Source organism: Pseudomonas sp. A014, assembly GCF_052378495.1.
GTDB lineage: Bacteria > Pseudomonadota > Gammaproteobacteria > Pseudomonadales > Pseudomonadaceae > Aquipseudomonas > Aquipseudomonas machongensis.
The window spans coordinates 4,082,318-4,108,256 of record NZ_CP199001.1 but is presented as its reverse complement, the minus strand read 5'-3'; the positions used below and the strand labels follow the sequence as shown (position 1 = coordinate 4,108,256).

At 63.6% G+C, this 25,939-nt stretch carries 23 protein-coding genes; 12 read left to right on the top strand and 11 right to left on the bottom strand.

Annotated features, from left to right (window positions below; genetic code table 11):
• Positions 1 to 43 precede the first annotated feature (43 nt).
• Both sulA and lexA read right to left on the bottom strand, forming a co-directional pair.
• The gene (gene sulA / locus ACTYOL_RS19080; RefSeq protein ID WP_197891606.1) at positions 44 to 520 is read right to left on the bottom strand and encodes an SOS-induced cell division inhibitor SulA; all 477 of its coding nucleotides are present in this window, start codon (positions 518 to 520) and stop codon (positions 44 to 46) included.
• 13 nt (positions 521 to 533) lie between these two features.
• The gene (gene lexA / locus ACTYOL_RS19075) at positions 534 to 1,142 is read right to left on the bottom strand and encodes a transcriptional repressor LexA (RefSeq protein ID WP_054894445.1); all 609 of its coding nucleotides are present in this window, start codon (positions 1,140 to 1,142) and stop codon (positions 534 to 536) included.
• 241 nt (positions 1,143 to 1,383) lie between these two features.
• Here lexA and ACTYOL_RS19070 point away from each other — a divergent pair, with 241 nt between their 5' ends.
• From ACTYOL_RS19070 to nagZ, 3 genes are read left to right on the top strand one after another with little or no spacing between them, the layout of a single operon-like run.
• The gene (locus tag ACTYOL_RS19070) at positions 1,384 to 2,097 is read left to right on the top strand and encodes a TetR/AcrR family transcriptional regulator (RefSeq protein WP_153774549.1); all 714 of its coding nucleotides are present in this window, start codon (positions 1,384 to 1,386) and stop codon (positions 2,095 to 2,097) included.
• A 40-nt stretch (positions 2,098 to 2,137) separates the two neighbouring features.
• Positions 2,138 to 2,662 (top strand): L,D-transpeptidase, encoded by a 525-nt coding sequence (locus ACTYOL_RS19065; RefSeq protein ID WP_151925617.1) that lies wholly within the window; start codon positions 2,138 to 2,140, stop codon positions 2,660 to 2,662.
• Positions 2,663 to 2,684: 22 nt separating this feature from the next.
• Entirely contained in the window at positions 2,685 to 3,683 is a 999-nt protein-coding gene (gene nagZ, locus ACTYOL_RS19060) for a beta-N-acetylhexosaminidase (protein WP_178117574.1), read from the top strand.
• 52 nt (positions 3,684 to 3,735) lie between these two features.
• On the opposite strand, the gene ACTYOL_RS19055 is transcribed toward nagZ, so the two are convergent.
• The 3 genes from ACTYOL_RS19055 to mfd all read right to left on the bottom strand — a co-directional run bounded on the left by ACTYOL_RS19055 (position 3,736) and on the right by mfd (position 11,082).
• Positions 3,736 to 6,636 carry a DEAD/DEAH box helicase gene (locus ACTYOL_RS19055; RefSeq protein ID WP_371926323.1) on the bottom strand — a complete coding sequence of 967 codons (2,901 nt, stop codon included), beginning with the start codon at positions 6,634 to 6,636 and terminating at the stop codon, positions 3,736 to 3,738.
• A gap of 411 nt (positions 6,637 to 7,047) precedes the next feature.
• Positions 7,048 to 7,623 carry a CsiV family protein gene (locus tag ACTYOL_RS19050; RefSeq protein WP_197891611.1) on the bottom strand — a complete coding sequence of 192 codons (576 nt, stop codon included), beginning with the start codon at positions 7,621 to 7,623 and terminating at the stop codon, positions 7,048 to 7,050.
• 9 nt (positions 7,624 to 7,632) lie between these two features.
• On the bottom strand, positions 7,633 to 11,082 hold the full coding sequence (gene mfd / locus ACTYOL_RS19045) for a transcription-repair coupling factor (protein ID WP_197891613.1): 3,450 nt from the start codon (positions 11,080 to 11,082) through the stop codon (positions 7,633 to 7,635).
• Between the two features lie 167 nt (positions 11,083 to 11,249).
• On the opposite strand from mfd, the gene ACTYOL_RS19040 reads away from it, so the two are divergent.
• From ACTYOL_RS19040 to sthA, 3 genes are all read left to right on the top strand, one after another.
• Positions 11,250 to 12,713, top strand: a complete 1,464-nt coding sequence (locus ACTYOL_RS19040) for a glyceraldehyde-3-phosphate dehydrogenase (RefSeq protein ID WP_054894439.1) — start codon at positions 11,250 to 11,252, stop codon at positions 12,711 to 12,713.
• 131 nt (positions 12,714 to 12,844) lie between these two features.
• A complete protein-coding gene (locus ACTYOL_RS19035; RefSeq protein WP_444756926.1) occupies positions 12,845 to 13,843 on the top strand; it encodes an FAD:protein FMN transferase in 999 nt (332 codons plus the stop codon).
• Positions 13,844 to 14,045: 202 nt separating this feature from the next.
• Positions 14,046 to 15,440, top strand: a complete 1,395-nt coding sequence (sthA, locus tag ACTYOL_RS19030) for a Si-specific NAD(P)(+) transhydrogenase (RefSeq protein WP_054894437.1) — start codon at positions 14,046 to 14,048, stop codon at positions 15,438 to 15,440.
• Positions 15,441 to 15,488: 48 nt separating this feature from the next.
• On the opposite strand, the gene ACTYOL_RS19025 is transcribed toward sthA, so the two are convergent.
• Together ACTYOL_RS19025 and ACTYOL_RS19020 are read right to left on the bottom strand one after the other, a co-directional pair.
• A complete protein-coding gene (locus tag ACTYOL_RS19025; protein WP_125929357.1) occupies positions 15,489 to 16,205 on the bottom strand; it encodes a glycerophosphodiester phosphodiesterase in 717 nt (238 codons plus the stop codon).
• 31 nt (positions 16,206 to 16,236) lie between these two features.
• Positions 16,237 to 16,821, bottom strand: a complete 585-nt coding sequence (locus ACTYOL_RS19020) for a PilZ domain-containing protein (RefSeq protein WP_153774541.1) — start codon at positions 16,819 to 16,821, stop codon at positions 16,237 to 16,239.
• 93 nt (positions 16,822 to 16,914) lie between these two features.
• On the opposite strand from ACTYOL_RS19020, the gene ACTYOL_RS19015 reads away from it, so the two are divergent.
• From ACTYOL_RS19015 to ACTYOL_RS19005, 3 genes are read left to right on the top strand one after another with little or no spacing between them, the layout of a single operon-like run.
• Positions 16,915 to 18,165 carry a lipoprotein-releasing ABC transporter permease subunit gene (locus tag ACTYOL_RS19015; RefSeq protein ID WP_065861986.1) on the top strand — a complete coding sequence of 417 codons (1,251 nt, stop codon included), beginning with the start codon at positions 16,915 to 16,917 and terminating at the stop codon, positions 18,163 to 18,165.
• Between the two features lie 7 nt (positions 18,166 to 18,172).
• Positions 18,173 to 18,856 (top strand): lipoprotein-releasing ABC transporter ATP-binding protein LolD, encoded by a 684-nt coding sequence (gene lolD, locus ACTYOL_RS19010; protein ID WP_172964760.1) that lies wholly within the window; start codon positions 18,173 to 18,175, stop codon positions 18,854 to 18,856.
• 56 nt (positions 18,857 to 18,912) lie between these two features.
• Positions 18,913 to 20,157, top strand: a complete 1,245-nt coding sequence (locus ACTYOL_RS19005) for a lipoprotein-releasing ABC transporter permease subunit (protein ID WP_197891617.1) — start codon at positions 18,913 to 18,915, stop codon at positions 20,155 to 20,157.
• A gap of 83 nt (positions 20,158 to 20,240) precedes the next feature.
• On the opposite strand, the gene ACTYOL_RS19000 is transcribed toward ACTYOL_RS19005, so the two are convergent.
• Positions 20,241 to 21,578 (bottom strand): heavy metal sensor histidine kinase, encoded by a 1,338-nt coding sequence (locus ACTYOL_RS19000; RefSeq protein ID WP_444758166.1) that lies wholly within the window; start codon positions 21,576 to 21,578, stop codon positions 20,241 to 20,243.
• Positions 21,575 to 22,255 (bottom strand): two-component system response regulator CinR, encoded by a 681-nt coding sequence (cinR, locus tag ACTYOL_RS18995; protein ID WP_065861984.1) that lies wholly within the window; start codon positions 22,253 to 22,255, stop codon positions 21,575 to 21,577. The genes ACTYOL_RS19000 and cinR overlap by 4 nt, the downstream gene beginning before the upstream one ends.
• Before the next feature lie 207 nt (positions 22,256 to 22,462).
• Here cinR and ACTYOL_RS18990 point away from each other — a divergent pair, with 207 nt between their 5' ends.
• Entirely contained in the window at positions 22,463 to 22,957 is a 495-nt protein-coding gene (locus tag ACTYOL_RS18990; protein WP_054894430.1) for a cupredoxin domain-containing protein, read from the top strand.
• A 67-nt stretch (positions 22,958 to 23,024) separates the two neighbouring features.
• A complete protein-coding gene (queF, locus tag ACTYOL_RS18985) occupies positions 23,025 to 23,855 on the top strand; it encodes an NADPH-dependent 7-cyano-7-deazaguanine reductase QueF (protein ID WP_444756925.1) in 831 nt (276 codons plus the stop codon).
• A gap of 88 nt (positions 23,856 to 23,943) precedes the next feature.
• Here queF and ACTYOL_RS18980 read toward each other — a convergent pair whose 3' ends face one another.
• Positions 23,944 to 24,207 carry a DUF4404 family protein gene (locus ACTYOL_RS18980; RefSeq protein WP_063545619.1) on the bottom strand — a complete coding sequence of 88 codons (264 nt, stop codon included), beginning with the start codon at positions 24,205 to 24,207 and terminating at the stop codon, positions 23,944 to 23,946.
• Positions 24,208 to 24,330: 123 nt separating this feature from the next.
• Positions 24,331 to 24,894 carry a phosphonoacetaldehyde phosphonohydrolase-related protein gene (locus ACTYOL_RS18975; RefSeq protein ID WP_444756924.1) on the bottom strand — a complete coding sequence of 188 codons (564 nt, stop codon included), beginning with the start codon at positions 24,892 to 24,894 and terminating at the stop codon, positions 24,331 to 24,333.
• A 199-nt stretch (positions 24,895 to 25,093) separates the two neighbouring features.
• Between ACTYOL_RS18975 and ACTYOL_RS18970 the strand changes: the two genes are divergently transcribed.
• Positions 25,094 to 25,801 carry an MlaA family lipoprotein gene (locus ACTYOL_RS18970; RefSeq protein WP_416765493.1) on the top strand — a complete coding sequence of 236 codons (708 nt, stop codon included), beginning with the start codon at positions 25,094 to 25,096 and terminating at the stop codon, positions 25,799 to 25,801.
• The last annotated feature ends 138 nt before the right edge of the window (positions 25,802 to 25,939 follow it).

Sequence of the window (25,939 nt, the reverse complement as noted above, 5' to 3'; positions counted from 1 at the left end):
AGTTGGGCCATCACTGCAGTGCGTCACAGGCAAAGCCTGGACATCAGCCGAGGCGGATGTTCAGGCTTTGTGCATTTCCGCAGGTGGCGGCACGAACGAGCTGTTGGCGGATGCTGGCATTGACGTTGCCGAGCCAGCTGACCACCGTGTGGCTATGACCCAGGCGCAGCGCTTCGCAGGCCAGTTGCAGGGCGCTCTGGTTGCTTCCGGGTTGCAGTAGCAGGATGCGTTCGCGATTAAGGCCGGCGTCACGTAGCCAGGTTTGCGTGAGGCTCGCCGGCGGCGCGATCAGTGTCAGCCAGCGTGCGTCATCTTCTTCGCTCAGCTCGCGCAGGATAGGGGCCAACAGGCTCTGGCAGTGCCCTGGCGCGCCGCGCAGGGACAATTCACTGAACAGTTCTGGTTGGCCGGGCTTGCGCGACTGCTCGCGACTTTTCAGGCCTGGCAGTACCGGCTGTGCGAGAAAGGCTTCGAACAATGGCAATTGTGCGGGCTGCGATAAATGGGCGGACTGCTGCATGACGCCTCCTGGATCAGCGGCGAATGACGCCGACGCTCAAGCCCTCGATCACCAGTTCCTGATCTTTCAGGTCGACTTCGATGGGGGCGAATTCGGGGTTTTCGGCAATCAGCCAGACCTTGCTGCCCTCGCGCTTGAAGCGCTTGACGGTCACTTCGTCACCGATGCGGGCGACCACGATCTGGCCGTTGCGGGCTTCGCGGCAGGTGTGCACGGCGAGCAGGTCGCCGTCGACGATGCCGATATCCTTCATGCTCATGCCGTGAACGCGCAACAGGTAGTCGGCGCGAGGATGGAAGAAGGCTGGATTGATATTGCAGGATTCCTCGATGTGCTGCTCGGCGAGGATCGGGGCACCTGCTGCAACACGGCCGATGATCGGCAGGCCGCTGTCGTCAGGCTTGGCTTCGAGACCAGGGATGCGAATGCCGCGGGAGGCGCCTGGTGTCATCTCGATGGCGCCCTTGCGCGCCAAGGCCTTGAGGTGCTCTTCGGCGGCATTGGGCGATTTGAACCCTAGCTCTTGTGCGATTTCTGCGCGGGTAGGCGGGAAGCCGTTGTCTTCAAGGCAACGTTTGATGAAGGCCAGGATCTCGGCTTGGCGTGGCGTCAGTTTCAGCATGGCGAGTGGCTCTGTCTTTTTATACAGTGACTGGGATTATATACAGTACAAGGCCTGCTGCAAGCACCACGCTTGAAGAAAATCGCCTCGGTCTTCCGAGCGTCGTGCCCAGCCCTTGATATTTGTGGCTTGCAGCTTGAGCCCCAGCGCTTTAAAAAGGGCGACCGTCGGGTCACCGAACCTTGACATGCGCGTGCTTGAAACGTATGTTTCAAACAACTGTTTGTCAGGCGGATAAGTCATGGCCCAATCGGAAACCGTTGAACGCATTCTCGATGCTGCCGAGCAGCTGTTCGCGGAAAGAGGTTTCGCGGAAACTTCGTTGCGTTTGATCACCAGCAAGGCCGGGGTCAACCTGGCGGCGGTGAACTACCATTTCGGCTCCAAAAAGGCGCTTATCCAGGCGGTCTTCTCGCGCTTCCTCGGTCCGTTCTGTGCCAGCCTGGAGCGTGAGCTCGAGCGCCGTCAGGCGCGCCCCGAGCAGAAGCCGACGCTCGAAGAACTGCTGGAGATGCTGGTGGAGCAGGCCTTGGCCGTGCAGCCGCGCAGCAACAACGACCTCTCGATCTTCATGCGCCTGCTGGGCTTGGCCTTCAGTCAGAGTCAGGGCCACCTGCGCCGCTATCTTGAAGACATGTACGGCAAGGTGTTCAGGCGCTACATGCTGTTGGTCAACGAAGCGGCACCGCGTATTCCCCCCATCGAGTTGTTCTGGCGCGTGCATTTCATGCTGGGTGCCGCGGCGTTCAGCATGTCCGGTATCAAGGCGCTGCGCGCCATCGCTGAAACCGATTTCGGCATCAACACTTCGATCGAGCAGGTCATGCGTCTGATGGTGCCGTTCCTCGCCGCCGGCATGCGTGCCGATAGCGGGGTAACCGACGAGGCCATGGCGGCCGCTCAACTGCGGCCACGCAGCAAGAGCGCAGTCACCGGCGCGCCAGCCAAGGCCTGAACACTGGGCGGGGCAGGGCGCTTCGGCTAAGCTAGCGCCCATGCCCGACCTTGATTTCCTGCACATCTCCCTCGCTGACCAACGCCTTTACGGATTTTCCCGGGGGACGTTGTGCGTGCGCCTGGACGTTTCCACTGCGCGTCTGGGGGCGGGTGAACTCAAGGGTTCTGGCTGCACGCCGCGTGGCCTGCATCAGGTCAGGGCGAAGATCGGCGCTGGATTGCCGCAAGGGGCTGTGCTCAGCAGCCGACGCTGGACCGGTGAAGTCTGGTCGCCCGCCTTGCACGCGCAATCTCCAGGCCGTGACTGGATCCTCACCCGCATCCTCTGGCTCAGTGGCTGTGAGCCAGGCGTCAACCGCCTGGGACGGGTCGATACCTTTCGTCGCTACATTTATCTGCACGGCACGCCGGACAGCGAACCGCTGGGCGTGCCGTTGTCCCATGGCTGCGTGCGCCTGCGCAACCGCGAGCTTTTGGACCTGTTCGAGCGCGTGCCGGTCCATTGCCCAGTGCGCATAAGCGAGGCTGCCTGCCCGCAATGGGCCTCTCTGGATATTCAATGAAGGACACCCTATGACTGCCAGCCTGCAAGGCTCCCTGATGGTGGATATCGCCGGTCAATGGTTGACCGCCGAGGATCGTCACCTCCTGCGCCAGCCCGAAGTGGCCGGTCTGATCATCTTTGCCCGTAACATCGACAGCCCACGCCAGGTGCGCGAGCTGTGCGCCTCGATCCGTGCTATTCGTCCTGACCTGATCCTGGCGGTCGATCAGGAAGGTGGTCGGGTCCAGCGTCTGCGTCAGGGCTTCGTGCGTTTGCCGGCCATGCGTGCCATTGCCGACAATGCCAACGCTGATTACCTGGCCGAACAATGCGGTTGGCTGATGGCCACCGAAGTTCTGGCGGTCGGCCTGGACCTGAGTTTCGCACCGGTACTGGACCTTGATCACCAGCGCAGCGCGGTCGTTGGCAGCCGTGCCTTTGAAGGGGATCCGCAGCGTGCCACGCAACTGGCCGGTGCCTTCATTCGTGGCATGAACACGGCTGGCATGGCGGCTTGCGGCAAGCACTTCCCTGGGCATGGCTGGGCGGAAGCCGATTCGCACGTGGCGATCCCCACCGATGAGCGCAGCCTGGAGCAGCTACGCCAGGCTGATCTGGTACCGTTCACTCGTCTCAGCGGCCAACTGGCAGCGGTGATGCCGGCGCATGTGATCTATCCGCAGATCGACAACCAGCCGGCGGGCTTCTCGCGGCGCTGGCTGCAGGACATCCTGCGCGGCGAGCTGGGCTTTGAGGGGGTGATCTTCAGTGACGACTTGTCCATGGCTGGCGCGCATGTGGTGGGCGATGCCGCCAGTCGCATCGAGGCAGCGCTGAGTGCCGGTTGCGACATGGGGCTGGTGTGCAATGACCGAGCTGCGGCGGAACTCGCGCTGAGTGCGGCGCAGCGCTTGAAGGTGCGGCCGTCGCCGCGCATCGCCGGAATGCGTGGGCAAGGCTTCGCACGCACCGACTATCGCCAGCAGCCGCGCTGGCTTGAGGCGCTGGGGGCGTTGAAGGACGCGCAGCTGGTGGATTGACCGCGGTGTTCCCTTCGCGGGCAAGTCGGGACGCGAAGGGGACGCCCCGGATTCAGCGCCCTCGCTTGCCCGGCAGCGGGGCGAACAGTGCCTCGATTTCTTCATCCCCCAGCCGCCACTGACCGGCCTGCCCGCCATCGAGCAGACCGGCCGCCAAGGCGGCTTTCTCTTGCTGCAACTGCTGGATCTTCTCTTCCACCGTGCCGCGGGTGATCAGCTTGTAGACGAACACTGGCTTGTCCTGGCCGATACGGTACGCGCGGTCGGTGGCCTGGTTCTCGCTGGCCGGGTTCCACCAGGGGTCGTAGTGAATCACCGTATCGGCAGCGGTCAGGTTCAGGCCTGTACCACCGGCCTTGAGGCTGATCAGGAACACTTCGCTGTCGCCGTTCTGGAACTGTTGAACCGGCGCGCGGCGATCGCGGGTGTCGCCGGTCAGCAGGCTGTAGCGAATGTCGCGCTTTTCCAGTTCCTGCTCGATCAGTGCGAGCATCGAAGTGAACTGGGAGAACAGCAGCACTCGGCGACCTTCGCTGAGCAGTTCCTCGAGCATTTCCATCAAGCTGCCCAGCTTGCCCTTGTCGGCTTGATTGCCCTTGGCTTCCACACCCTTGACCAGACGCAGGTCACAGCACACCTGGCGCAGCTTGAGCAAGGCATCGAGGATGACGATCTGGCTGCGTGAGGCGCCATTGCGGGCGATTTCATCGCGCACCTTCTTGTCCATGGCCACGCGCACCGTTTCGTAGGTGTCGCGCTGTGCATCGCTGAGGTCCACCCAGTGAACCATCTCGCTCTTGGCCGGCAGCTCTCGGGCCACCTGCTCCTTGCTGCGGCGCAGCAGGAAAGGGCGTACTCGGCTGGCCAGGTGGGCCAGCCGCTCGCGGTCGCCATGACGTTCGATGGGGGTGCGGTAATCCTGGTTGAAGCGTTTCTGATCGCCCAGCCAGCCGGGCATCAGGAAGTGAAAGATCGACCATAGCTCACCCAAGTTGTTCTCCATGGGGGTGCCTGTCAGGCAAAGGCGCTGGTTGGCCTGCAGCTCCCGGGCGGCCTGGGCGGCCTTGCTGGTACTGCTCTTGATGTTCTGTGCTTCGTCCAGCACCAGCACGTGCCAGGGTTGGGCCTGCAATGGCTCGAGGTCGCGTGGCAGCAGGGCGTATGTGGTCAGGATCAGGTCGTATTCGTGCAGTGCACCAAAGAACCGGGTGCGTCCGGGGCCGTGCAGGGCCAGAACGCGCAGATTGGGTGCGAAGCGCTGTGCTTCGTCCAGCCAGTTGGGCACAAGGCTGGTGGGCATCACTGCCAGGGCTGGATGGTTCAGGCGCCCGGCTTCTTTTTCCAGCAGCAGATGGGCAAGGGTCTGCAGGGTCTTGCCCAGACCCATGTCGTCGCCGAGGATGCCACCGGTGCCCATCTCGCGCAGGGCTTGCAGCCAGTTCAGGCCCTGCTGCTGGTAGGGGCGCAAGGTCGCGGCCAGCCCCCTGGGTGGCTCGACCTCCAGGTCACGCGCATCGCGCAGGCGCCGGCCGAGATCGCGCAGTTGTTCGCCACCTTCCCATTGCAGGGGCAGGTGCTCGATATCGTTCAGGCGTGCCGCATCGGCGCGCTCCATGCGCAACGTCGGCCCGCTGGCATCCTCGTGCAGATACAGCTCGCCGAGGGTGCCCATCACTGCCTTGATCCGGCCGTAGGGCAGGGCGACCCGCATGGCCGGGCTGTCCAGGCGACCACGGTTGAGGTCGATCAACAGGTGTTCATCGTCGCCGCGCCGCGCAAGTTCGCTGGGGCGCAGCAGTTCGGGGCTGCTGCGCAGCAACTGCAGGACGATCGGCAGCAGGCTGTGGCGCTGGCCGTCGACGACGATGCCCAGTTCCAGATCGAACCATTCGTGGCCGGGGGCTTCCTGAATGTTGGCGTACCAGTCTTCCACGTCGTGAAGGTTGAAGGCGAAGTCACGGTGGACGTCCACCTTCCAGCCTGCCTCGCGCAGTCGCAGCAGGTCTTCGCGGGCGAAGCGCAGCCAGGTCTCGTCGTCGGGCAGTTGGAACATTTCGCCGGCGCTGTCGGGCAGGGCCTTGCTCTGACGTGTGGCAGGCTTGAAACCGAGCTTGTGCAGGGTGTCGCGCAGGCGCTTTTCATGCTGTGGCTGGCGGCGAATATGCTGGCTGGTACTGTCCACCAGGCGGCTCAGCGGCTTGTCTTCGGGGCCGCTGGCGCGCAGCCCGTCGTAGTCGAACGACAGCGCCGCGCGATGCTGCATCTGGCGCTGCATGCGTCCGGTCTTGGGCGTGTAGGCGCTGAATTCCAGGCTGCCAAGGGTGAGGTGTGGTGTGGGCTCGATGTTGTCGAGCAGTTCCTGCTTGACCGTTGTCGGGGTCGGCAGTTGGTGGTTCAGGGCGTTGAGCTTGTGGCTGAGTGGCACGATCAGGTGTTCCGGTACATCGGGTGCGAGCGAGAGCTGGATGGCGGTGTGCGGGTCGAGACTGTGGGCGACGGTACCGACTTCTCTGGTCATGACGTCGAAGTAAAACAACGGCACCAGCGGCAGGACGCAGAGCAGCGGTTTGTCGGCGTTGTACCACATGCCGCGGTATTCGCCGCTGTCCAGGCGCACCCAGCGAAATTCCGCCTGGCGCTCCTGGCCGCGGCGCAGCAGCGGCAACTCGTCCATGTACATCAGGCGTCCGGTTTCCAGCACCCGTTGCAGTAGCTCGCCGCCTTCCTGGCCTTTTAGCACGTAGCCGCGCTCCTGGCCGTAGGGGGCGTTCTGTGCGGACAACTGGCGCAGGATGCGCAGGTCTTCTTCCTTGACGAACTTGGGCGGCTCGTAGAGCAGTTCATACAGCGATTGCACCCGGCTGTAGCGTATGTCGCCATCGGTGCGAGTGCCCTTGCGCACGCGCAGGGCGCAACCTTGATCGCCCAGCAGCATGAGCTGGTAGCAGACCATGCGGCCGCGTTTGTCTTCGTCAGGCTGGCGTGGGGTGGCGCGTTGCTCGAGGCCCTGCAGCCAGTGTTGCAGGTGGTGCGGCAGGTGATCGCTGGCCGCCGGTTGTGCCGCATGGCGGTGGGCTAGCGTGTAGAGCACGGCGGCGCAGTGCTTGCAGTTCTCGCCGACCGGGCAGGTGCACTGGCCGCGAACATGACAGTGTCCGGCGGAGTTGAAGGTGATGGTGATCCGCTGACGATAACGGTTGTCGCCGTTGCCGCTGCAGGTTGCCTCGATGCGTGCGTCGCCGTGGGAGAGAATCTCTACCCTGCCTTGCTCGGAATAGCGCTCACCGCGCTGCAGAGCGCCGGCGTCGAATTCGCGCTTCCAGCTCGGGTTTTCCGCAACCTGCTTCTGCACGTCACTCACGTGTCACTGCTCCATCATCTCCGGGTCCATCGTTGGCAGCTTGCGCATGCCAGCCGGTGCGACCCTGATCAGCAGCGCCAGGTGGCCCCCGTCGAGGAAGGTCAGCTGGCCGTTTGTCACGTTGCTGTTGCTTTGCTTGAATTGCTCGCTGCGCAGCACGCTGCCATTGCCGTCCAGGTCGTTGACCCAGAAGTTGGCCTCGATGCGGATGAAGCGGCCCTCGGCGATGCTCAGGTTGCCCTCGATGGGGAAGTGCCCGAACTGCTCGTCACCGGCGCCCACGGCGATGCGGCTGGGCTCGCTGCCCACCTGCTGCTGCCAAGCCTTGTGCAGCAGCACAGTGTAGTCGGCAGTGGCTTGCAGGCGGGTGGCTTCGTCGACCAGTGCCGGTGGGCGTTCGGCATCCTTGGCCAGGCGTGGGGCGCCGGCGCTCCAGTTCTCGGGGGCGAACGGGCTGGTCACGGCAGGCACTGCATTCTGCCGCAGGAGGAGGATTTCCACCTGATAAGGGCCTTCGGCGAAGGCCGTCACTGGCGCGATGAGCGACAGCAACAAGGTCAGGCAACGAATGGCACGCATGGAGCTTCCTTAATTTGACTGTGGGGCCAGGCGCTCGAACAGCGCCTCGAGGGTGTTGAAGCGTTCTTCCGGGCGTTCCATCGGCACCAGGAAGCGGAACTGGGTCGCGCCTTCGAACTTGTAGCGCTTGGGCTGGCCCTGGATCAGCTTGATCAGGGTCAGTGGATCGACCGGCGTTTCGGCCTCGAACTCGAGCTTGCCGCCATTGGGGCCGGCATCGACCTTCTTGATGCCAAGCTTCTCGGCCTGCAGCTTGAGCAGCGTCAGGCGCATGAGGTTCTTGGTCGGCTCGGGCAGCAGGCCGAAGCGGTCGATCATCTCCACCTGCAGGTCCTTGAGGCCTTCCTCGTCGGCCGCCGAAGCGATGCGTTTGTACAGGATCAGGCGGGCGTGCACATCGGGCAGGTAGTCCTCGGGGATCAGCGCCGGCAGGCGCAGGTTGATCTCCGGGCCGCCGCCCAGTGGTTGCTCGAGATTGGGTTGGGTGCCCTTGCGGATCGCCTTGACCGCACGTTCGAGCATCTCCATGTAGAGGGTGAAACCCACTGCCTGGATCTGCCCGCTCTGGCCTTCGCCGAGCAACTCGCCGGCGCCGCGGATCTCCAGGTCGTTGGTGGCCAGCACGAAGCCTGCGCCCAGGTCCTGGGTGTTGGCGATCGCCTCCAGGCGTTTCTCGGCATCGCCGCTGATCTGTTGGCGTGGCGGGGTGAGCAGGTAGGCGTAGGCCTGGTGGTGGCTGCGTCCGACCCGGCCGCGCAATTGGTGCAACTGGGCCAGGCCGAACTTGTCGGCACGTTCGATGACGATGGTGTTGGCACTGGGCACGTCGATGCCGGTCTCGATGATGGTCGAGGCAATCAGCACGTTGAAGCGCTTGTGGTAGAAGTCGCTCATCACCTGTTCGAGCTCGCGCTCGCGCATCTGCCCGTGGCCAATGCCAATGCGCGCTTCGGGCACCAGCTCGGCGAGATCGGCGGCGCATTTCTCGATGGTCTTCACGTCGTTGTGCAGGTAATAGACCTGGCCGCCACGCAGCAGCTCGCGCAGCAGTGCTTCCTTGACCGTGCTCTTGTTCTGCTCCATGACGAAGGTGCGCACCGACAGGCGTCGAGCCGGCGGGGTGGCGATGATCGACAGGTCGCGCATGCCGGCCACGGCCATGTTAAGGGTGCGCGGGATTGGCGTGGCGGTGAGGGTGAGGATGTCCACCTCGCTGCGTAGCGCCTTGAGCTGTTCTTTCTGGCGTACGCCGAAACGGTGCTCTTCGTCGATGATCGCCAGGCCCAGGTCCTTGAAGCGCACATCGTCCTGCAGCAGCTTGTGGGTGCCGATGAGGATGTCGATCTTGCCTTCGGCAAGGTCTGCGGCGGCGGCGGCCACTTCCTTGGCGGACTTGAAGCGGCTCATCACCTCGACCGTCACGGGCCAGTCGGCAAAGCGATCGCGGAAGCTGTTGTAGTGCTGCTGGGCGAGCAGGGTGGTAGGTACCAGGACCGCGACCTGGCGGCCGCTGTGCACCGCGATGAAGGCTGCGCGCATGGCCACTTCGGTCTTGCCGAAGCCGACATCGCCACACACCAGTCGATCCATGGGCTTGGCGGCGAGCATGTCGAGGCGCACGGCCTCGATGGCAGCCTGCTGGTCGGGCGTCTCTTCGAAGGGGAAGCCGGCGCTGAAGGTGGCGTAGTCGGCGGCCGGGTCGGCGAAGGCGTAGCCCTTGCGCGCAGCACGGCGGGCATAGATGTCGAGCAGCTCGGCGGCCACGTCGCGCACCTGTTCGGCGGCCTTGCGCTTGGCTTTCTGCCAGGCTTCGGAGCCGAGTCGGTGCAGCGGCGCCAGGGCGTCGTCGCTGCCGGTGTAGCGGGCGATCAGGTGCAGGTTGGCCACCGGCACATAGAGCTTGGCGCCCTCGGCGTATTCCAGGGTGAGGAACTCGGCGGCCTGGCCGTCGATCTCCAGGGTGGCCAGGCCCAGGTAGCGGCCCACGCCGTGATCGATGTGCACCACAGGGGCGCCTTCGCGCAGCTCGGTGAGGTTCTTGATGACTGCATCGTTGGCCGCTTCGCCGCGCTTGTCGCGACGTCGGCGCTGCATCACGCGCTGGCCGAACAGCGGGCTTTCGGCCACAAGGGCCAGGCTCGGGTCATCCAGCAGCAGGCCGTCATCGAGCGGGGCGATGGTGATCGCCAGGCGCTCGCTGCCCGTGATGAAGTCGGCCCAGCCTTCGACGGTGTGCGGGCGCAGCTTCAGGCGTTCGAGCAGCTCCAGCAGCACTTCGCGGCGGCCTGCCGATTCGGCGGTGAACAGCACCCGGCCGGGGAACTGGTCGAGGAAGTTCGACAGCTCTGCCAGCGGCTGGTTGGCCTTGGCTTCGATGGCAAGGTTGGGCAAGGCGCGGGCCGGGAAGCGCTCGCGGCCTGCGCCCTGTTCGATTTCGTCGGCGCTGACCACCACGCGCGGCCATTGCTTGAGGCGGGCGAAGCAGTCCTCGACCGGCATGAACAGCTCGGCCGGTGGCAGCAAGGGGCGGCTGAGGTCGCCGCGGCGCTCTTCGTAGCGCCCGCGTACGTCGTTCCAGAAGTGTTCGGCGGCCTGCTCGACGCCGGGCAGGGAGAATACCTGGGTGTCTTCCGGCAGGTAGTCGAAGAGTGTCGCGGTCTCTTCGAAGAACAGCGGCAGGTAGTATTCGATGCCGGCCGGAATGATGCCGCTGGTCAGGTCCTGGAAGATCGCGCTGCGCCGGAAGTCGACGTCGAAGCGCTCTCGGAAGCGGGCTTTGAAGCGTGTCACCTCATCCTTGTGCATGGGGAATTCGCGGGCCGGCAGCAGGCGGATCGAGTCGACCTTGTCGATCGAGCGCTGGGTCTCCGGGTCGAAGGTGCGCAGGGTTTCGATCTCGTCGTCGAACAGGTCGATGCGATACGGCGCCTTGCTGCCCATGGGGAACAAATCGATCAGCGCGCCGCGCACGGCGAATTCACCATGCTCGTAGACCGTGTCGACGCAGCGGTAGCCGCTGGCTTCCAGGCGGGTGCGCATCTGCTCGACGTCGATCTTCTGGCCCACGTCCAGCACCAGGCTGCTGCCCAGCAGGAAGCGGGTCGGGGCCAAGCGGTGCAGGGCGGTGGTGATCGGCACCACGAGAATGCCGTGGTCCAGCTGTGGCAGTCGGTAGAGGCTGGCAATGCGCTGGGAGATGATGTCCTGGTGCGGCGAGAACAGGTCGTAGGGCAGGGTTTCCCAGTCTGGGAACGGCAGCACCGGAAGCTGCGGGGCGAAGAAACGCAGCTCCTGTTCCAGGCGATCGGCGGCCTGGCTATCGGCAGTCAGCAGCAGGGTGAAGCGCCCGGCGCTGCTGGCGGCCTCGGCGATGGCGAGACTGAGGGCGGCACCTGGCAGGTTGCCCCAGGTTTGTTTGCCGGCCGTGGCCGACAGTTGCGGAAGGCGCAGAACTGACACGGAAGATCCGACTCCAAGCGTTGCGGCAAAGAGGTCAAGTGTACCGGCGACGCTGCTCGCTGTCAGGCTCGAAAGGGCATGACGGCTGGCTTTGCGGGTAGCGACAGGCGCTCATTGCCCGATACGCATCGGGGCGTCATAATGTAGCCCCTTTTTTCTGTCCCTACATGTGGAAGGTTCCCGTGACTCAGAAGCCCGACCAGTGTCTTGGTGAGTGGATCGATCGTGAAGCCCTGGCTGAAGCGATGATCCCGCTTATCGGTCAGCTCTACCGCAACAACAACGTGGTGAGCTCGATCTATGGCCGCAGCCTGATCAACCGTTCGGTTATCTCGATCCTCAAAGCCCATCGCTTTGCACGTCACCGTCAGACCGACGAGACCGAACTGTCCGTACACGAGACATTCCCCCTGCTCAAAGCCATGAGCGAGCTGAAACTGGGCGCCGCTTCGGTCGACCTGGGCAAGCTGGCCAACAAGTTCAAGCAGGAAGGCAACGGTCGCACTGCGGAGCAGTTCGTCCGTGAAGAGCTGGCTGAGGTGGTTGGCCAGCAGAACGCTTCGGCGCGCAAGGGCACCGACGTCGTCCTGTACGGCTTCGGCCGCATCGGCCGCCTGCTGGCGCGCATCCTGATCGAGAAGACCGGTGGTGGCGACGGCCTGCGCCTGCGCGCCATCGTCGTGCGCAAGGGCGCCGAAAACGACCTGGTCAAGCGCGCCAGCCTGCTGCGCCGCGACTCGGTTCACGGCCCGTTCGACGGCACCATCACCATCGATGAAGCCAACAACACCATCACTGCCAACGGCAACCTGATCCAGGTCATCTACGCCAAGAGCCCGAGCGAAGTCGACTACACCCAGTACGGCATCGACAACGCACTGATCGTCGACAACACCGGCGTCTGGCGCGATGCCGACGGCCTGGGCCAGCACCTGGCCTGCCCGGGCGCTGCCCGTGTCATCCTCACCGCACCTGGCAAGGGCGCGCTGAAGAACATCGTGCACGGCATCAACCATGGCGATATCGCTGCCGATGACAAGATCATCTCCGCGGCATCCTGCACCACCAACGCCATCGTGCCGGTGCTCAAGGCCATCAACGATCAGTACGGCATCGTCAACGGCCACGTCGAAACCGTTCACTCGTTCACCAACGACCAGAACCTGATCGACAACTTCCACAAGGGCAGCCGTCGCGGTCGTGCCGCGCCGCTGAACATGGTCATCACCGAAACCGGCGCCGCCACTGCCGCTGCCAAGGCACTGCCAGTGCTCAAGGGCAAGCTGACCGGCAACGCCATTCGCGTACCGACGCCGAACGTGTCGATGGCCATCCTGAACCTGAACCTGGAAAAGGCGACCAACCGCGAGGAGCTCAACGAGTACCTGCGCCAGACCGCCATGCACTCGGAACTGCACAAGCAGATCGACTACGTCAGCTCTCAGGAAGTGGTTTCGACCGACTTCGTCGGCTCGCGCCACGCCGGTGTGGTCGATGCCGAAGCGACCATCTGCAACGATAATCGTGTTGTCCTGTACGTCTGGTACGACAACGAATTCGGTTACAGCTGTCAGGTCGTTCGCGTGATGGAAGAGATGGCCGGTGTGAACCCGCCAGCGTTTCCACGCTGATAGGCTTGTAAGGCCATGAAAAAACGGGAACCTTCGGGTTCCCGTTTTTTTATGTCGTGTCTGTGCCGGCACTGCCACGGTAAACGCTGGTCCCACGGTAGACGCGGCACAGGCAACCGAGAGTCTGAATCTTGCGCAAAGCCTTGCTGTTTATCCTGATGCTGCTATCGGCCTGTGACCAGCAACCCACGCTGGAGCGCCTGGGCGGTCCGACCATGGGCAGCAGCTACAGCATCCAGTATGTTCGCAACCCCGGCGGCCCGGCGCCGGACCAGGTGCGCGAAGCTGTCGAAACCATCCTGCACGGTATCGACGCGTATTACTCCACCTACCGTGACGACTCTGTCGTCAGTCGCTTCAACCAGTTGCCGGCCAATCAATGCCTGACCATCCCGCAGGACATGCTCGAGCTGGTCACCTTCGGCCAGCACCTGGCGGATGTGAGCGAGGGGGCTTTCGACCTCAGTGTCGAGCCACTGCTCAACCTGTGGGGCTTCGGCCCGCAGGCGCGTCAGGAGCAGGTGCCCGATCCTCAGGCCCTGGCCTTGGCCCGTCAGCGCGTAGGTTATCGTCACCTGCACATCGATGGCGATCGCCTGTGCAAGGATGTCGCGCTGGAGCTGGACTTCAACAGCATCGCTGCCGGTCACGCCGTTGACCTGATCGCCGAGCGCCTGCGGGCGATGGGTGTCGACAGCTTTGTCGCCGAAGCCACCGGGGAGTTGCAGGCCGCAGGCCGCAAGCCTGATGGCGGCCCCTGGCGCATTGCACTGGAACTGCCGCGCGAGGATCGCCAGATCGCCCGCCAGGTAATTGCCATCGATGGCCTGTCGGTGTCGACCTCGGGTGACTACCGCAACTATTTCGAGGACAATGGCCGGCGGTATTCGCACACCTTCGATGCCCGTCTGGGGCGTCCGGTCGCCCACGGTCTGGCTGCAGTCACCGTGCTTGACCGCTCGGCACTGATCGCTGACGGTTACTCGACGTTGCTGCTGATTCTCGGGCCCGAGCGCGGCTGGGATTTTGCTGTGGCCCACGGCATCGCTGCCGTACTGGTGACCCGGGTCGAGGGTGGTTTCGTCTCCCGTTCCACACCCGGTTTCCAGCGGGTGTTGAAAGGCGGGTGAAAGGCAGGGCACGGATGATCGCGGCCAGGGAAGCGGCGAAATGACATGTAGTGCAGGCAAAGATGGCCTACGACGCGACCAAGGGTTAATGTGCGCGGCGTTCACGCTTGATTAGACTGCACCCGAATTTTTTCATGGCGCCCCGGCGACATGATGAGCCCCGCGGCCAGCCGGCCGGCGGGCCAGTTCTGAAGGAGTACGCATGGCTGTCTACAACTACGACGTAGTGGTGCTGGGTTCCGGCCCAGCCGGAGAAGGCGCGGCAATGAACGCCGCCAAAGCGGGGCGCAAGGTCGCGATGGTCGACAGCCGTCGCCAGGTCGGCGGCAACTGCACCCACTTGGGCACCATTCCGTCCAAGGCACTGCGTCACTCGGTGCGGCAGATCATGCAGTTCAACACCAACCCGATGTTCCGTGCCATTGGTGAGCCGCGCTGGTTCTCCTTCCCTGACGTGCTCAAGAGCGCCGAGAAGGTGATTTCCAAGCAGGTTGCCTCGCGCACCGGCTACTACGCGCGCAACCGCGTCGACGTGTTCGTCGGCACCGGCAGCTTCGCCGATGAGCAGACCGTCGAAGTGGTCTGCCCCAACGGCGTGGTCGAGAAGCTCAACGCCAAGCACATCATCATCGCCACCGGCTCGCGCCCTTATCGCCCGGCCGACATCGACTTCCACCACCCGCGCGTCTACGACAGCGACACCATCCTCAGCCTGAGCCACACGCCGCGCAAGCTGATCGTCTATGGTGCCGGGGTGATCGGTTGCGAATACGCCTCGATCTTCAGTGGCCTGGGTGTGCTGGTCGAATTGGTCGACAACCGAGGCCAATTGCTGAGCTTCCTGGATTCGGAAATCTCCCAGGCGCTGAGCTACCACTTCAGCAACAACAACATCACCGTACGCCATAACGAGGAGTACGAGCGTGTCGAGGGGCTGGACAACGGGGTGATCCTGCACCTGAAGTCGGGCAAGAAGATCAAGGCCGACGCCTTGCTGTGGTGCAACGGCCGTACCGGCAACACCGACAAGCTGGGCCTTGAGAACATCGGCATCAAGGTCAACAGCCGCGGCCAGATCGAGGTCGACGAGAACTACAGCACCAGTGTGCCGAACATCTATGGTGCCGGTGACGTGATCGGTTGGCCGAGCCTGGCCAGCGCCGCCCACGACCAGGGCCGTTCGGCGGCCGGCAGCATCGTCGACAACGGCAGCTGGCGCTTCGTCAACGACGTGCCGACCGGCATCTACACCATTCCGGAGATCAGTTCGATCGGCAAGAACGAGCAGGAGCTGACCCAGGCCAAGGTGCCGTATGAAGTGGGCAAGGCGTTCTTCAAGAGCATGGCCCGTGCGCAGATCGCCGGCGAGCCTCAGGGCATGCTGAAGATCCTGTTCCACCGCGAAACTCTGGAAATCCTTGGTGTGCATTGCTTCGGCTACCAGGCTTCGGAGATTGTCCACATCGGCCAGGCGATCATGAACCAGCCGGGTGAGCTGAACAATCTCAAGTACTTCGTCAACACCACCTTCAACTACCCGACCATGGCCGAAGCCTATCGGGTAGCTGCCTACGACGGTCTGAACCGGCTTTTTTGAGCGGCTCCGACCGGTGGCCTGAGCCGGTCGGGGAGACCGATTTCAGCCCTACCCGAGGGTGGTCTTGGCCAAACCGGGAAAGTCTGTAATCAGGCTGTCCACGCCAAAATCGGCGAGTCGGCGCATCAGCGCCGGCTCGTTGACCGTCCACACCGACACATGCAAACCCTGCTTCTGCGCCTTGAGCAGGCGTTCGGGGGTGCACAGCGTCCAGTTCAGCGCGAGCATCTCGCAGCCGTAGTTCTGTGCCACTTTCAGTGGGTCGAGCCAGGCGTATTCGGCAACCAGCCCACGCGCGATGTCGGGCACCAGTTCCTGCGCTGCTCCCAGCACTTCCCGCGAGCTCGAGGTGATGGTCACCTTGTCGAGCAGGCCGTATTGTTGTGCCAGCTCGCGAATGGCCAGCACCGTGCTTGCTGCACGGGTGCGCGAAGCACTCTTGACCTCCAGCTGCCAGTGGGCAAAGGCGCACTTCTCGAACAGTTCTTCAAGGCGCGGGATAGGGCAGGGCTGCACATGTCCGGGGCCGCCCTTGCGCGCGTCGTAGGTAACCAGGTCCGCTGCCGAGTGTTCGACGACCTTGCCGCGTCGGCCGGTGGTGCGCTTGAGGGTCGGGTCATGGATCACCATCAGCTCGTTGTCGGCCGACAGGTGCAGGTCCAGCTCGCAACGGTCGACGCCGTGCGACAGGCACTGGCGGAAGCTGGTCAGGGTGTTCTCGGGCGCTTCGCCCTTGGCGCCGCGATGGCCGTAGATCAGGGTCACGTTCGTTCCTTCAGGTCTAAAGGGAAAAGGCTCAGGATGCCGGGTCGTCGTGTTCGAGTTGCTGGCGCCGCTGTTGTTGCTGACGCTGCAGGATATAGCGGGCCAGGAGCTGGCGCTGGGCATCGGTCATGTCGATGAATTCGGTGCCAACCTCGAAGTCGCCTTCGGGACGTGGGTCGCAGTGGGTGACGCGGCCACGCAGCAGCAGGCCGTGGGCGCGAGGCATCAGTACCATCTTCACCTTGACCCGGGTGCCGGGCGCGATCTGCTGCGCCTGGGCGAATTCGACACCGCCTTCGGAGATGATCACCCGCTGCGGCTGGCCGATCTCGCCGATCAGCGTTTGTGCGACCACCGCGCTGAGCAGGTCGAGGCGTTTGTTCTGGGCGCGCAGGAAGGCGGCCAGGGTGCGGTCCTTGTCGCTGAGCTGGCGCAACAGGTGCTGGGATTCGAAGTCCGACAGGTGCAGCTCGCTGAGCAGGTTGAACAGTGGTGAATCATCCTGCAACAGTTCTGGTTCAAGGGCTTCGGCCGCGCTCAGGGGGCTGATTTCCAGTGCGATCCTGTCTTCGATGCGGTAGTATTCCCGGCGATCTTCTTCGTCTAATGTCGTCATGGCGAACCCATGGTTGCGGCGGTGGTCCGAGTGTAAAGCCGCCGTAGGCGCCTCGCCACCAGGACGTTCCCTTTCATCCGAACAAGCCCCGACATGTTCAGACCTCTCTTCGTATTCATCGGTACGCGTTACACCCGTGCCAAGCGACGCAACCATTTCGTCTCGTTCATTTCCCTGACCTCGATGATCGGCCTCGCCCTGGGCGTGGTGGTGATGATCGTGGTGCTGTCGGTGATGAATGGCTTCGATCACGAGATGCGCACCCGCGTCCTTGGCATGGTCCCCCACGCCACCATCGAGGGCGACCAGCCCATCGGCGACTGGCAGGCCCTTGCTCAACAAGTAAAGCAGAATCCGCACGTGCAGGCGGTCGCGCCCTTCACGCAGATGCAGGGGCTGCTTACCCATGACGGCAAGGTGCAGAAGATGCTGCTCAACGGCATCCAGCCGGACCGCGAGCGCGAGGTGTCGATCATCGACAACTTCCTGCAGCAGGGCAGCCTCGACCAACTGGCGCCCGGCGAGTGGGGCATCCTCATCGGTGACAAGGCCGCCACCAAGCTGGGCGTCAAGGTCGGTGACAAGGTCACCTTCGTCGCGCCCGAGGTGAGCATCACCCCGGCCGGGATGTTCCCGCGCATGAAGCGCTTTACCGTGGTCGGCACCTTCCACGTCGGCGCAGGCGAGATCGATGGCTACCTGGGGCTGACCAACCTCTCCGACCTTTCGCGCCTGCACCGCTGGAAGGCCGACCAGGTGCAAGGCCTGCGCTTGAAGTTCGACGACCTGTTCAAGGCACCGCGCGAGGCCTGGAGCATCGTCCAGCAGTTGGGCGAGCACCAGTACTACGCCCGCGACTGGACCCGCACCCAGGGCAACCTGTACCAGGCGATTCGCATGGAGAAGTCGATCATCGGCCTGCTCCTGCTGCTGATCGTCGCGGTGGCCGCGTTCAACATCATTTCCACCCTGGTGATGGTGGTCAATGACAAGCGCGGCGACATCGCCATCCTGCGTACGCTCGGCGCCACGCCCCGGCAGATCATGGCGATCTTCATGGTCCAGGGCACGGTGATCGGCGTGGTCGGCACGCTGATCGGCGCAGTGGTCGGGATCATCGCCGCGCTCAACGTCAGTGCGGCGATCGCTGGCGTCGAGACCCTGATCGGGCACAAGTTCCTCAATGCCGATGTGTACTTCATCGATTACCTGCCGTCGCAGATCATCGCCCAGGACGTGTGGATGGTCTGCGGTGCGGCGCTGGTCCTGAGTTTCCTCGCCACCCTGTATCCGGCCTGGCGTGCAGCGCGCACCCAGCCTGCAGAGGCGCTACGTTATGAGTGAGTCGCGCATGAGTGATAAAGCCGTACTGAGTTGCCGCAACCTGGGCAAGTCCTATGACGAGGGGCCGGAGTCGGTGCAGGTGCTGTCGGGCCTGAGCCTGGAGCTGCACCCAGGGGAGCGGGTGGCCATCGTCGGTAGCTCCGGCTCGGGCAAGAGCACGCTGCTCAACCTGCTTGGCGGCCTCGACACGCCAACCCAGGGCAGCGTCTGGCTGGCCGGGGAAGAGCTTTCGGCGCTCGGCGAGCGTGATCGCGGCCTGCTGCGCAACCGCGCCCTGGGTTTTGTCTACCAGTTCCACCACCTGCTGGCAGAATTCACGGCCCTGGAAAACGTCTGCATGCCGCTGCTGATCGGTCGTACACCCATCCCGGAGGCGCGCCAGCGCGCAGAGGCGCTGCTCAAGCGTGTAGGCCTCAGCCATCGCCTGAATCACAAGCCTGCCGAACTGTCTGGCGGCGAGCGCCAGCGCGTGGCGATTGCCCGTGCGCTGGTCAATCAGCCAGGCCTGGTGATGCTCGACGAGCCTACCGGCAACCTTGATCACCATACCGCGCTGGGTATCCAGGAACTGATGCAGGAGCTGTCGACGGCGTCGCGCACGGCGTTCCTGGTGGTGACCCACGACCTGAGCCTGGCACGCAAGATGGACCGTGTGCTGAGCCTGGAAGACGGTCGTCTGATCTCGATCTGATTGCATGGGGCCGCCTGCGCGGCCCCAATCCACTGTTCAACTGGGTGTTCGCGTACATGTTCAGACCCTTGCCCTTGTTCATCGGTGCCCGCTACACCCGTGCCAAGCGCCGCAATCACTTCATCTCGTTCATCTCCATGACCTCGATGATCGGCCTCTCTTTGGGCGTGCTGGCGATGATCGTGGTGTTGTCGGTGATGAACGGTTTCCAGCGTGAAATGAGCTCGCGCGTGCTGGGGCTGGTGCCGCATGCCAGCATCCTTGGCGTACAGCCGCTGGATAACTGGCAGCGTGTTGCCGAGGCCGCGCTGAAGAATCCGGCGGTGATCGCCGCGGCGCCCCTGACGGAAATGGAAGGCATGCTCTCCTACAAGGGGGCGATGCAGCCGATCCAGGTCAGCGGTATCGATCCGGCGCAGGAGGGCAAGGTCTCCATTGTCGGCCAGCATATCGTTCAGGGTGCCCTGCAAGCGCTGCAGCCCGGTGAGTATGGCGTGGTGCTCGGGGAGCTGACGGCGCGCCGTTTTCGCCTGAACACCGGCGACAAGGTCACCCTGATCGTGCCGGAAGTGAGCAGTGCGCCCGGTGGTATTACCCCACGCATGCAGCGCCTGACCGTGGTCGGCATCTTCAAGGTCGGCGCCGAGCTGGACGGTTCGCAGGCCTACATCCACATGGCCGACGCCGGCGAGATGCAACGCTGGGCACCGGGCCAGGTGCAGGGCGTACGCCTGAAGCTGCACGACCTGTACGCTGCGCCGCAGGTGTCCAAGGCGATCGCTTCGGGCCTGGGCGATGCCTTCCGCGCCGATGACTGGTCGCACACCCAGGGCAGCCTGTTCAGCGCGATGAAGATGGAAAAGACCATGATCGGTCTGCTTTTGTTGATGATCATTGCCGTGGCGGCGTTCAACATCATCGCCACCCTGGTGATGGTGGTGAACGACAAGGGTGCCGACATCGCGATTCTACGCACCATCGGCGCGACGCCGGCGCAGATCATGGGGACCTTCATGGTCCAGGGCAGCCTGATCGGTATCGTCGGCACCCTGATTGGCGGGGTGTTGGGCGTGATCGGTGCGCTTAACGTCAGCGCCATCGTCGGTTGGCTGGAACGCACCAGCGGCCAGCATATCTTCACCTCCGACATGTACTTCATCAGCAGCCTGCCATCGCAGTTGCAGTGGGGTGATGTCGCGATCATCTGTATCGCCGGCCTGGTGATGAGTTTCCTGGCCACGTTGTATCCGGCGTATCGCGCATCGCAGATCGAGCCTGCGATGGCATTGCGTTACGAGTGACGTCGTGGTCTGCGCATGAAGGTGGGCGCGATCCCTGCGCTGGCGCGAGCGTAAACGAAGCCCGCGCCAGCCGTTGCACTGCCTCAGCGCTTCGGGGGCAGGTCAATCACAAAGCGTGTCCATCCCCCTTCACAGTGGGCGTGAATCCCCCCGCCATGGGCCTGCACGATGGACCGGGTGATCGCAAGCCCCAGCCCCGCATGTTCGCTGCTGCCTTCATGGCGTGTCGGATCCTCTCGATAGAACCGGTCGAACAGGCGTGGCAGGGCCTGCGCCGCAATCGCGGGGCCGGTATTGGCGATCTCTATGTGCAGCCCCGGTGACAGCGTCACTTCGATGGTCCCGCCAGGTGGGGTGAAGCGCAGTGCGTTGTCCAGCAGGTTGGACATGGCCCGGCGCAGCATGTGCCGGTCGCCCTCTGTCTGTGCCTCACCGCGGCGTCGCAGGATGATGCCGGCATCTTCGGCCAGCGGCGCGTAGTACTCCAGCAGAGCATCGGTCTCGATCGCCAGGTCCAAAGCCTGTCGGCTGGGCATCAGCAGACCATGGTCGGCCTTGGCCAGGAACAGCATGTCGTTGACCATCTGCGCCATGTGTTGCAGTTCCTCGAGGTTGCCGTGAAGGGCTTCGCGGTACTCCTCCAGGCTGCGTGGGCGGGTGAGGGTGACCTGGGTGTGGGTGAGCAGATTTGACAGCGGCGTGCGCAGTTCATGGGCGATGTCGGCGGAAAAGGCCGAGAGGCGCTGAAAGGCATCGTCCAGGCGTTGCAGCATGGCGTTGACGGTGTGGCCGAGCTCGGCGAGTTCTTCAGGCAGTTGCGCCACTGGCAGGCGTGTGGTCAGCGAGCGCGCATTGACGCTGGCGGCCACCGCGCCCATCTGGCGCAACGGTTGCAATCCGCGGCGCGCAGCCCAGGCGCCGAGGAGGGCTGTAGCCAACGCGCAGAGCCCGACGGTCAGCCAGATCAACTGCTGCATGCGTTGTAGAAAGTGCTGGTGGTGGGTGATGTCGAGAAACAAGGTGACCTGGGCGTTTGGCAACGCCTGGCACAGGCTGCGGTAGTCCATGCCGTCACTGTGCAGGGTGGCCAGGCCCGGCTGACGGGGTTCCTGCGGCAAGCCTGTGCGGCTGTCGAACCACAGCGTACCGTCGTTGCCGCGGATACGCAGGGCCAGGTCCGACTGGTGGCTGAGCTCGCTGCGCAGCGTCGGCAGGTGGACGTCCAACGCGGTGCGGGAGTCGACATCGGCCAGGTGCGCACGCAATTGCGAGAGGCGGGCGCTGAGCAACTGCTGGTCGAGCTCGACGAAGTGACGTTCACTGGCATGGCTGAACAGCAACCCGGCGCTCAGCGACACGGCGGCGGTGCAGGCCGCGAACAGCAGGGCCAGGCGCCCGCTGAGGGAGAGTCGGGGCATCAGTCGTGGCGCTCCTCGAGCACGTAGCCCATGCCGCGCACGGTATGGATCAGCTTGTTGGGGTGGTTGTCGTCGATCTTCAGGCGCAGGCGACGGATCGCGACCTCGATCACATTGGTATCGCTGTCGAAATTCATGTCCCACACCTGCGAAGCGATCAGCGATTTGGGCAGCACCTCGCCCTGGCGCCGCAGCAGCAGCTCGAGCAGGGCGAATTCCTTGGCGGTCAGGTCGATGCGGCTGCCGGCGCGCTCGGCGCGGCGACGGATCAGGTCCAGGCGCAGGTCGGCCAGGGCCAGGGTGGTGTCCTGGGAGGGGCTGGCGCCGCGGCGCAGCAGGCTACGTACCCGGGCCAGCAGCTCGGAGAAGGCAAAGGGTTTGACCAGATAATCGTCGGCCCCCAGCTCCAGGCCATGGACGCGGTCTTCGACAGCGTCACGCGCGGTAAGGAACAATACCGGCGTGTCCAGCCCCGCCTGGCGCACCGCCTGAAGGATCTGCCAGCCATCCCGGCCCGGCAGCATGACATCCAGGATCAGCAGGTCGTGGTCGCCGGTGAGCGCGAGGAATTGCCCCGTTTCACCGTCATCGGCCAGTTCCGTGGCAAAACCGGCCTCGCTCAGGCCCTGGCGCAGGTATTGGCCGGTCCTGGCCTGGTCTTCGACGATCAGCAGTTTCATGCACTGTCCATTGTCAAAAAGGTAAGCGCACAAGCACTCCAGTTTTCATAGAACAGCCCGGAGTGTCGTGCCGCAGCATTGGCTCAAATGATACGTGACGATCGGCAAGCGCGCCCAAGCTGACAAACTTGTAATCTGCCTGTCAGCTAGCCGCCAGTCCCATGACCCTAGAGTGGCTCCATCTCTAGCGCACAAACCGGAGTTGCCATGAAACACCTGATCCTCGCCGCCACCCTTGCCGTGGCCAGCCTGCCGGTCTTCGCCGATGGCGCCAAGACCTTCGGCTTCGGCGAACCGGCGCCGGCCTCCAAGGCCACCCGTACCGTCGATGTGGTGCTCAAGGACATCGCCTTCGAGCCCAAGAGCCTGCAGGTCAAGGCCGGCGAGACGGTGCGCTTCGTGGTGATCAACGAAGGCAAGCTGGCTCATGAGTTCAACCTGGGTGACAAAGCCATGCACGTCGAGCACCAGAAGGAGATGGCGGCCATGGCGGGCATGGACCATGGCAACATGGCCGGGATGGACCACAGCCAGATGGGCCATGGCGGCAACGGGCATGATCAGGGCAACACTGTGCTGGTCCAGCCCGGGCAGCGCGCCGAGCTGACCTGGACCTTCCGCAAGTCGGCGCCCATCGAATTCGCCTGCAACGTACCGGGCCACTATCAGGCGGGCATGGTCGGTCAGTTGACCATCGAGTGACATCATCCCCAAGGCGGGGTGCAAAACCGGTAGAATGGCGCCATTCCCGCGCTCTCAGGTCAGATACATGCATCCCGCCGCCGAACACTCCCCGCTGGGCAAGTCCAGCGAATACATCGCCACTTACACCCCGTCGCTGCTGTTTCCGATCCCACGCACGGCTAAATGGGCCGAGCTGGGTGTGACCGCGCAGACCCTGCCGTGGCAGGGCGTGGACTACTGGAACTGCTTCGAGCTGTCGTGGTTGCTGCCCTCCGGCAAGCCGGTGGTGGCCATCGGCGAGTTCGCCATTCCGGCCGACTCGCCTAACATCATCGAGTCCAAGTCGTTCAAGCTCTACCTCAACTCGTTGAACCAGACGGTGTTCGCATCGAGCGGCGAGCTGCAGGCGTGCCTGGAGAAGGACTTGTCCGCTGCTGCAGGCAAGCCTGTGAAGGTTCAGGTTCGAACGCTGGGTGAGGTCGAGCAGCAGGGTGTGGTGGCCTTGCCGGGCCAGTGCATCGATGGGCTGGACGTGAGCATCAGCAACTACGAGCAACCGCAGCCTGAACTGCTGCGCTGCGACTCGCAGCGTATCGTCGAGGAAACCATGCACAGCCACCTGCTCAAGTCCAACTGCCCGGTCACCGGCCAGCCTGACTGGGGGAGTGTGGTGGTCGAGTACAAGGGGCGCGCGCTGGATCATGCCAGCCTGCTGACCTATCTGGTGAGCTTCCGCCAGCATGCCGACTTCCACGAGCAGTGCGTCGAGCGGATCTACCTCGACCTGCTGCGCCTGCTGCAGCCGGAGCATCTGACGGTGTATGCGCGTTATGTGCGTCGGGGTGGGCTGGACATCAACCCCTACCGCAGCAATCGGCCGATCAGTCCGAGCAACGGGCGGTTGGTGCGCCAGTAAGCGCAATGCTTGGGGGCGTTATACCCCCAGCGTAGCGCGAGGCCGCTCCCGCAGGTGATAACTGCAGGGGCGGCTCTTGGTGATGAAATCAGATCCCCATGCTGTGCAGCGAGTTGGCAATGCTGCGCAGCGTCGCCGTGAGGTCCGGGTGATCGGCTTCGAAACGCTCGATGGCCAGATTCACGCCATCGACCAGGTTGTTGTCTGGCGTGGCCTCTTCGAGCTTCAGTTGCGCTTCGATCTGTCGCGCTTCCTCATGCAGGCTGGCAAGTTCTTCTTCCGACAGCGGTACGTTTCGATCCAGTTGCTCGCGCAGGCTGTTCAGGCGCTCTTGCAATTCGCGGGCGGGCATTGGCTGTTCTCCATCAATGACTTGGCAAGCCATGGACCTCGGCGAAGCGGCAAAGGTTCTGGCCTGACCTCAAGCGTAATCCACTTGCTGGCGCTTTGCATGACCGGCATCAACGACGCTGTGTCAGGGTTTTTCACCCTTGCGTCGGCGCTGAGCGATGTCCGCAAGGCAGGTGTCCAGTGACTCCAGGTGGTCAATCACCGAGTGCACGCCCAGGCCGAACAGTTCGAGGGTAGCCTTGCCGCGGGCCAACTCCTGCTCCTGCGTGCTCATGGCTTGCCACCGACTCGATGCCAGGTTGCAGGAAGGGCTGCAGGCGGCAAGGCCGACCGTCCACAATCCGGCGTTCAGGGCCGACTGCAACAGGCGCGGCTCGCCACTGACCAGCACGCAGCCATCGAGGCGATCGCTGTTCAATGACATCAATGCCTGCCAGCAAGCATTCGGTGAGGGCCATGGTGAACCGTTGGCAACCTGGCCGGGCAGCCAGTCGGGGAGCACGCGGGCAAGGTGCTCGCCCTGATGGTCGCTCAGGTCGTCCAGCCAGATGCAAGGTACTTGCTGGCGCCGCAGTTGTTGGAGAGTGTCCAGGGCACCTGGGGCGGGTAGGGGGCTGCCGTTCGCGGCCTGGACCAGGCAGCCGCGCAGGCCGAACAGCACAGCAGTGAGGGCGGGCGCTTCGTGCATGGCAACATCCCTGAAATACACCGCAGGCTAAACGCCCTTCATGACGGTCGGATGACAGTTGGAAGATGAAACTCTTGTTCACAAAATGTTGAACAAAGGTGTGTAATGCTGGCTGCCTGCCAGATTGCCTTTATACTGGCGCACTATCCAGCAGCGCCTTCAGGCGGCTGCCACCGTGAAATCCGATGGAGAAACATCTATGCAGAGGATCGGTGCCGGTGTGATCGAGCGAATCACCCAGGCCTGTGTCTGTGCCACTCTGTTGCTGGCGCCTGTGGCCGCCACCCAGGCGGCCACCGAGGAAGATCCCTGGGAAGTGGTCAATCGACCGATCTTCAGGTTCAACGACACCATTGATACCTACGCCCTCAAGCCGTTGGCCCAAGGCTATCAGGCGGTCACCCCGCAGTTCCTCGAGGACGGCATTCACAATGTCTTCCTGAACCTGGGCGACGTCGGCAACCTGGTCAACAATGTCCTGCAGCTCAAGCCTCGCGCGGCAGGCATCGACACGGCGCGGCTGATCGTCAATACCACGTTCGGCCTGGGCGGCTTCATCGACGTCGGCACCCGCATGGGGCTGCAGCGCAACGACGAAGATTTCGGCCAGACCCTCGGCTACTGGGGCGTGCCCAGCGGGCCATACGTGGTCATTCCGCTGCTGGGGCCGAGCACTGTGCGTGACGGCCTGTCCAAGTACCCGGACTCCTTCACCGAACCCTACCGCTATATCGATCATGTACCGACCCGCAACTCGATCTTCGCCCTGGACGTGATCGACACCCGCGCCAGCCTGCTGTCGGCAGAGAAGCTGATGCAGGGCGACAAGTACATCTTCATCCGCAACGCCTACCTGCAGAACCGCGAGTTCAAGGTCAAGGACGGGGAAGTCGAAGACGACTTCTGAGTCAGGCAAGCAGAAGAAGGCGACCGCAAGGGTCGCCTTCTTCGTTTTGGCGCAGTGTGAAAGTGATGCACCGTACGTTCAGCTTCTCCCTGATTGACGGCACAATGGCCGTCGTTCTCATTCTCAAGGGTGGCTGGC

What these genes read in the sequence shown, in the direction of transcription:
- sulA (WP_197891606.1), bottom strand. Translation starts at nt 520, where the DNA reads ATGCAGCAGTCCGCCCATTTATCGCAGCCCGCACAATTGCCATTGTTC.
- lexA (WP_054894445.1), bottom strand. Translation starts at nt 1,142, where the DNA reads ATGCTGAAACTGACGCCACGCCAAGCCGAGATCCTGGCCTTCATCAAA.
- ACTYOL_RS19070 (WP_153774549.1), top strand. Translation starts at nt 1,384, where the DNA reads ATGGCCCAATCGGAAACCGTTGAACGCATTCTCGATGCTGCCGAGCAG.
- ACTYOL_RS19065 (WP_151925617.1), top strand. Translation starts at nt 2,138, where the DNA reads ATGCCCGACCTTGATTTCCTGCACATCTCCCTCGCTGACCAACGCCTT.
- ACTYOL_RS19055 (WP_371926323.1), bottom strand. Translation starts at nt 6,636, where the DNA reads ATGGTCTGCTACCAGCTCATGCTGCTGGGCGATCAAGGTTGCGCCCTG.
- ACTYOL_RS19050 (WP_197891611.1), bottom strand. Translation starts at nt 7,623, where the DNA reads ATGCGTGCCATTCGTTGCCTGACCTTGTTGCTGTCGCTCATCGCGCCA.
- ACTYOL_RS19040 (WP_054894439.1), top strand. Translation starts at nt 11,250, where the DNA reads ATGTGGAAGGTTCCCGTGACTCAGAAGCCCGACCAGTGTCTTGGTGAG.
- sthA (WP_054894437.1), top strand. Translation starts at nt 14,046, where the DNA reads ATGGCTGTCTACAACTACGACGTAGTGGTGCTGGGTTCCGGCCCAGCC.
- ACTYOL_RS19020 (WP_153774541.1), bottom strand. Translation starts at nt 16,821, where the DNA reads ATGACGACATTAGACGAAGAAGATCGCCGGGAATACTACCGCATCGAA.
- ACTYOL_RS19015 (WP_065861986.1), top strand. Translation starts at nt 16,915, where the DNA reads ATGTTCAGACCTCTCTTCGTATTCATCGGTACGCGTTACACCCGTGCC.
- lolD (WP_172964760.1), top strand. Translation starts at nt 18,173, where the DNA reads ATGAGTGATAAAGCCGTACTGAGTTGCCGCAACCTGGGCAAGTCCTAT.
- ACTYOL_RS19005 (WP_197891617.1), top strand. Translation starts at nt 18,913, where the DNA reads ATGTTCAGACCCTTGCCCTTGTTCATCGGTGCCCGCTACACCCGTGCC.
- cinR (WP_065861984.1), bottom strand. Translation starts at nt 22,255, where the DNA reads ATGAAACTGCTGATCGTCGAAGACCAGGCCAGGACCGGCCAATACCTG.
- ACTYOL_RS18990 (WP_054894430.1), top strand. Translation starts at nt 22,463, where the DNA reads ATGAAACACCTGATCCTCGCCGCCACCCTTGCCGTGGCCAGCCTGCCG.
- queF (WP_444756925.1), top strand. Translation starts at nt 23,025, where the DNA reads ATGCATCCCGCCGCCGAACACTCCCCGCTGGGCAAGTCCAGCGAATAC.
- ACTYOL_RS18980 (WP_063545619.1), bottom strand. Translation starts at nt 24,207, where the DNA reads ATGCCCGCCCGCGAATTGCAAGAGCGCCTGAACAGCCTGCGCGAGCAA.
- ACTYOL_RS18975 (WP_444756924.1), bottom strand. Translation starts at nt 24,894, where the DNA reads ATGCACGAAGCGCCCGCCCTCACTGCTGTGCTGTTCGGCCTGCGCGGC.
- ACTYOL_RS18970 (WP_416765493.1), top strand. Translation starts at nt 25,094, where the DNA reads ATGCAGAGGATCGGTGCCGGTGTGATCGAGCGAATCACCCAGGCCTGT.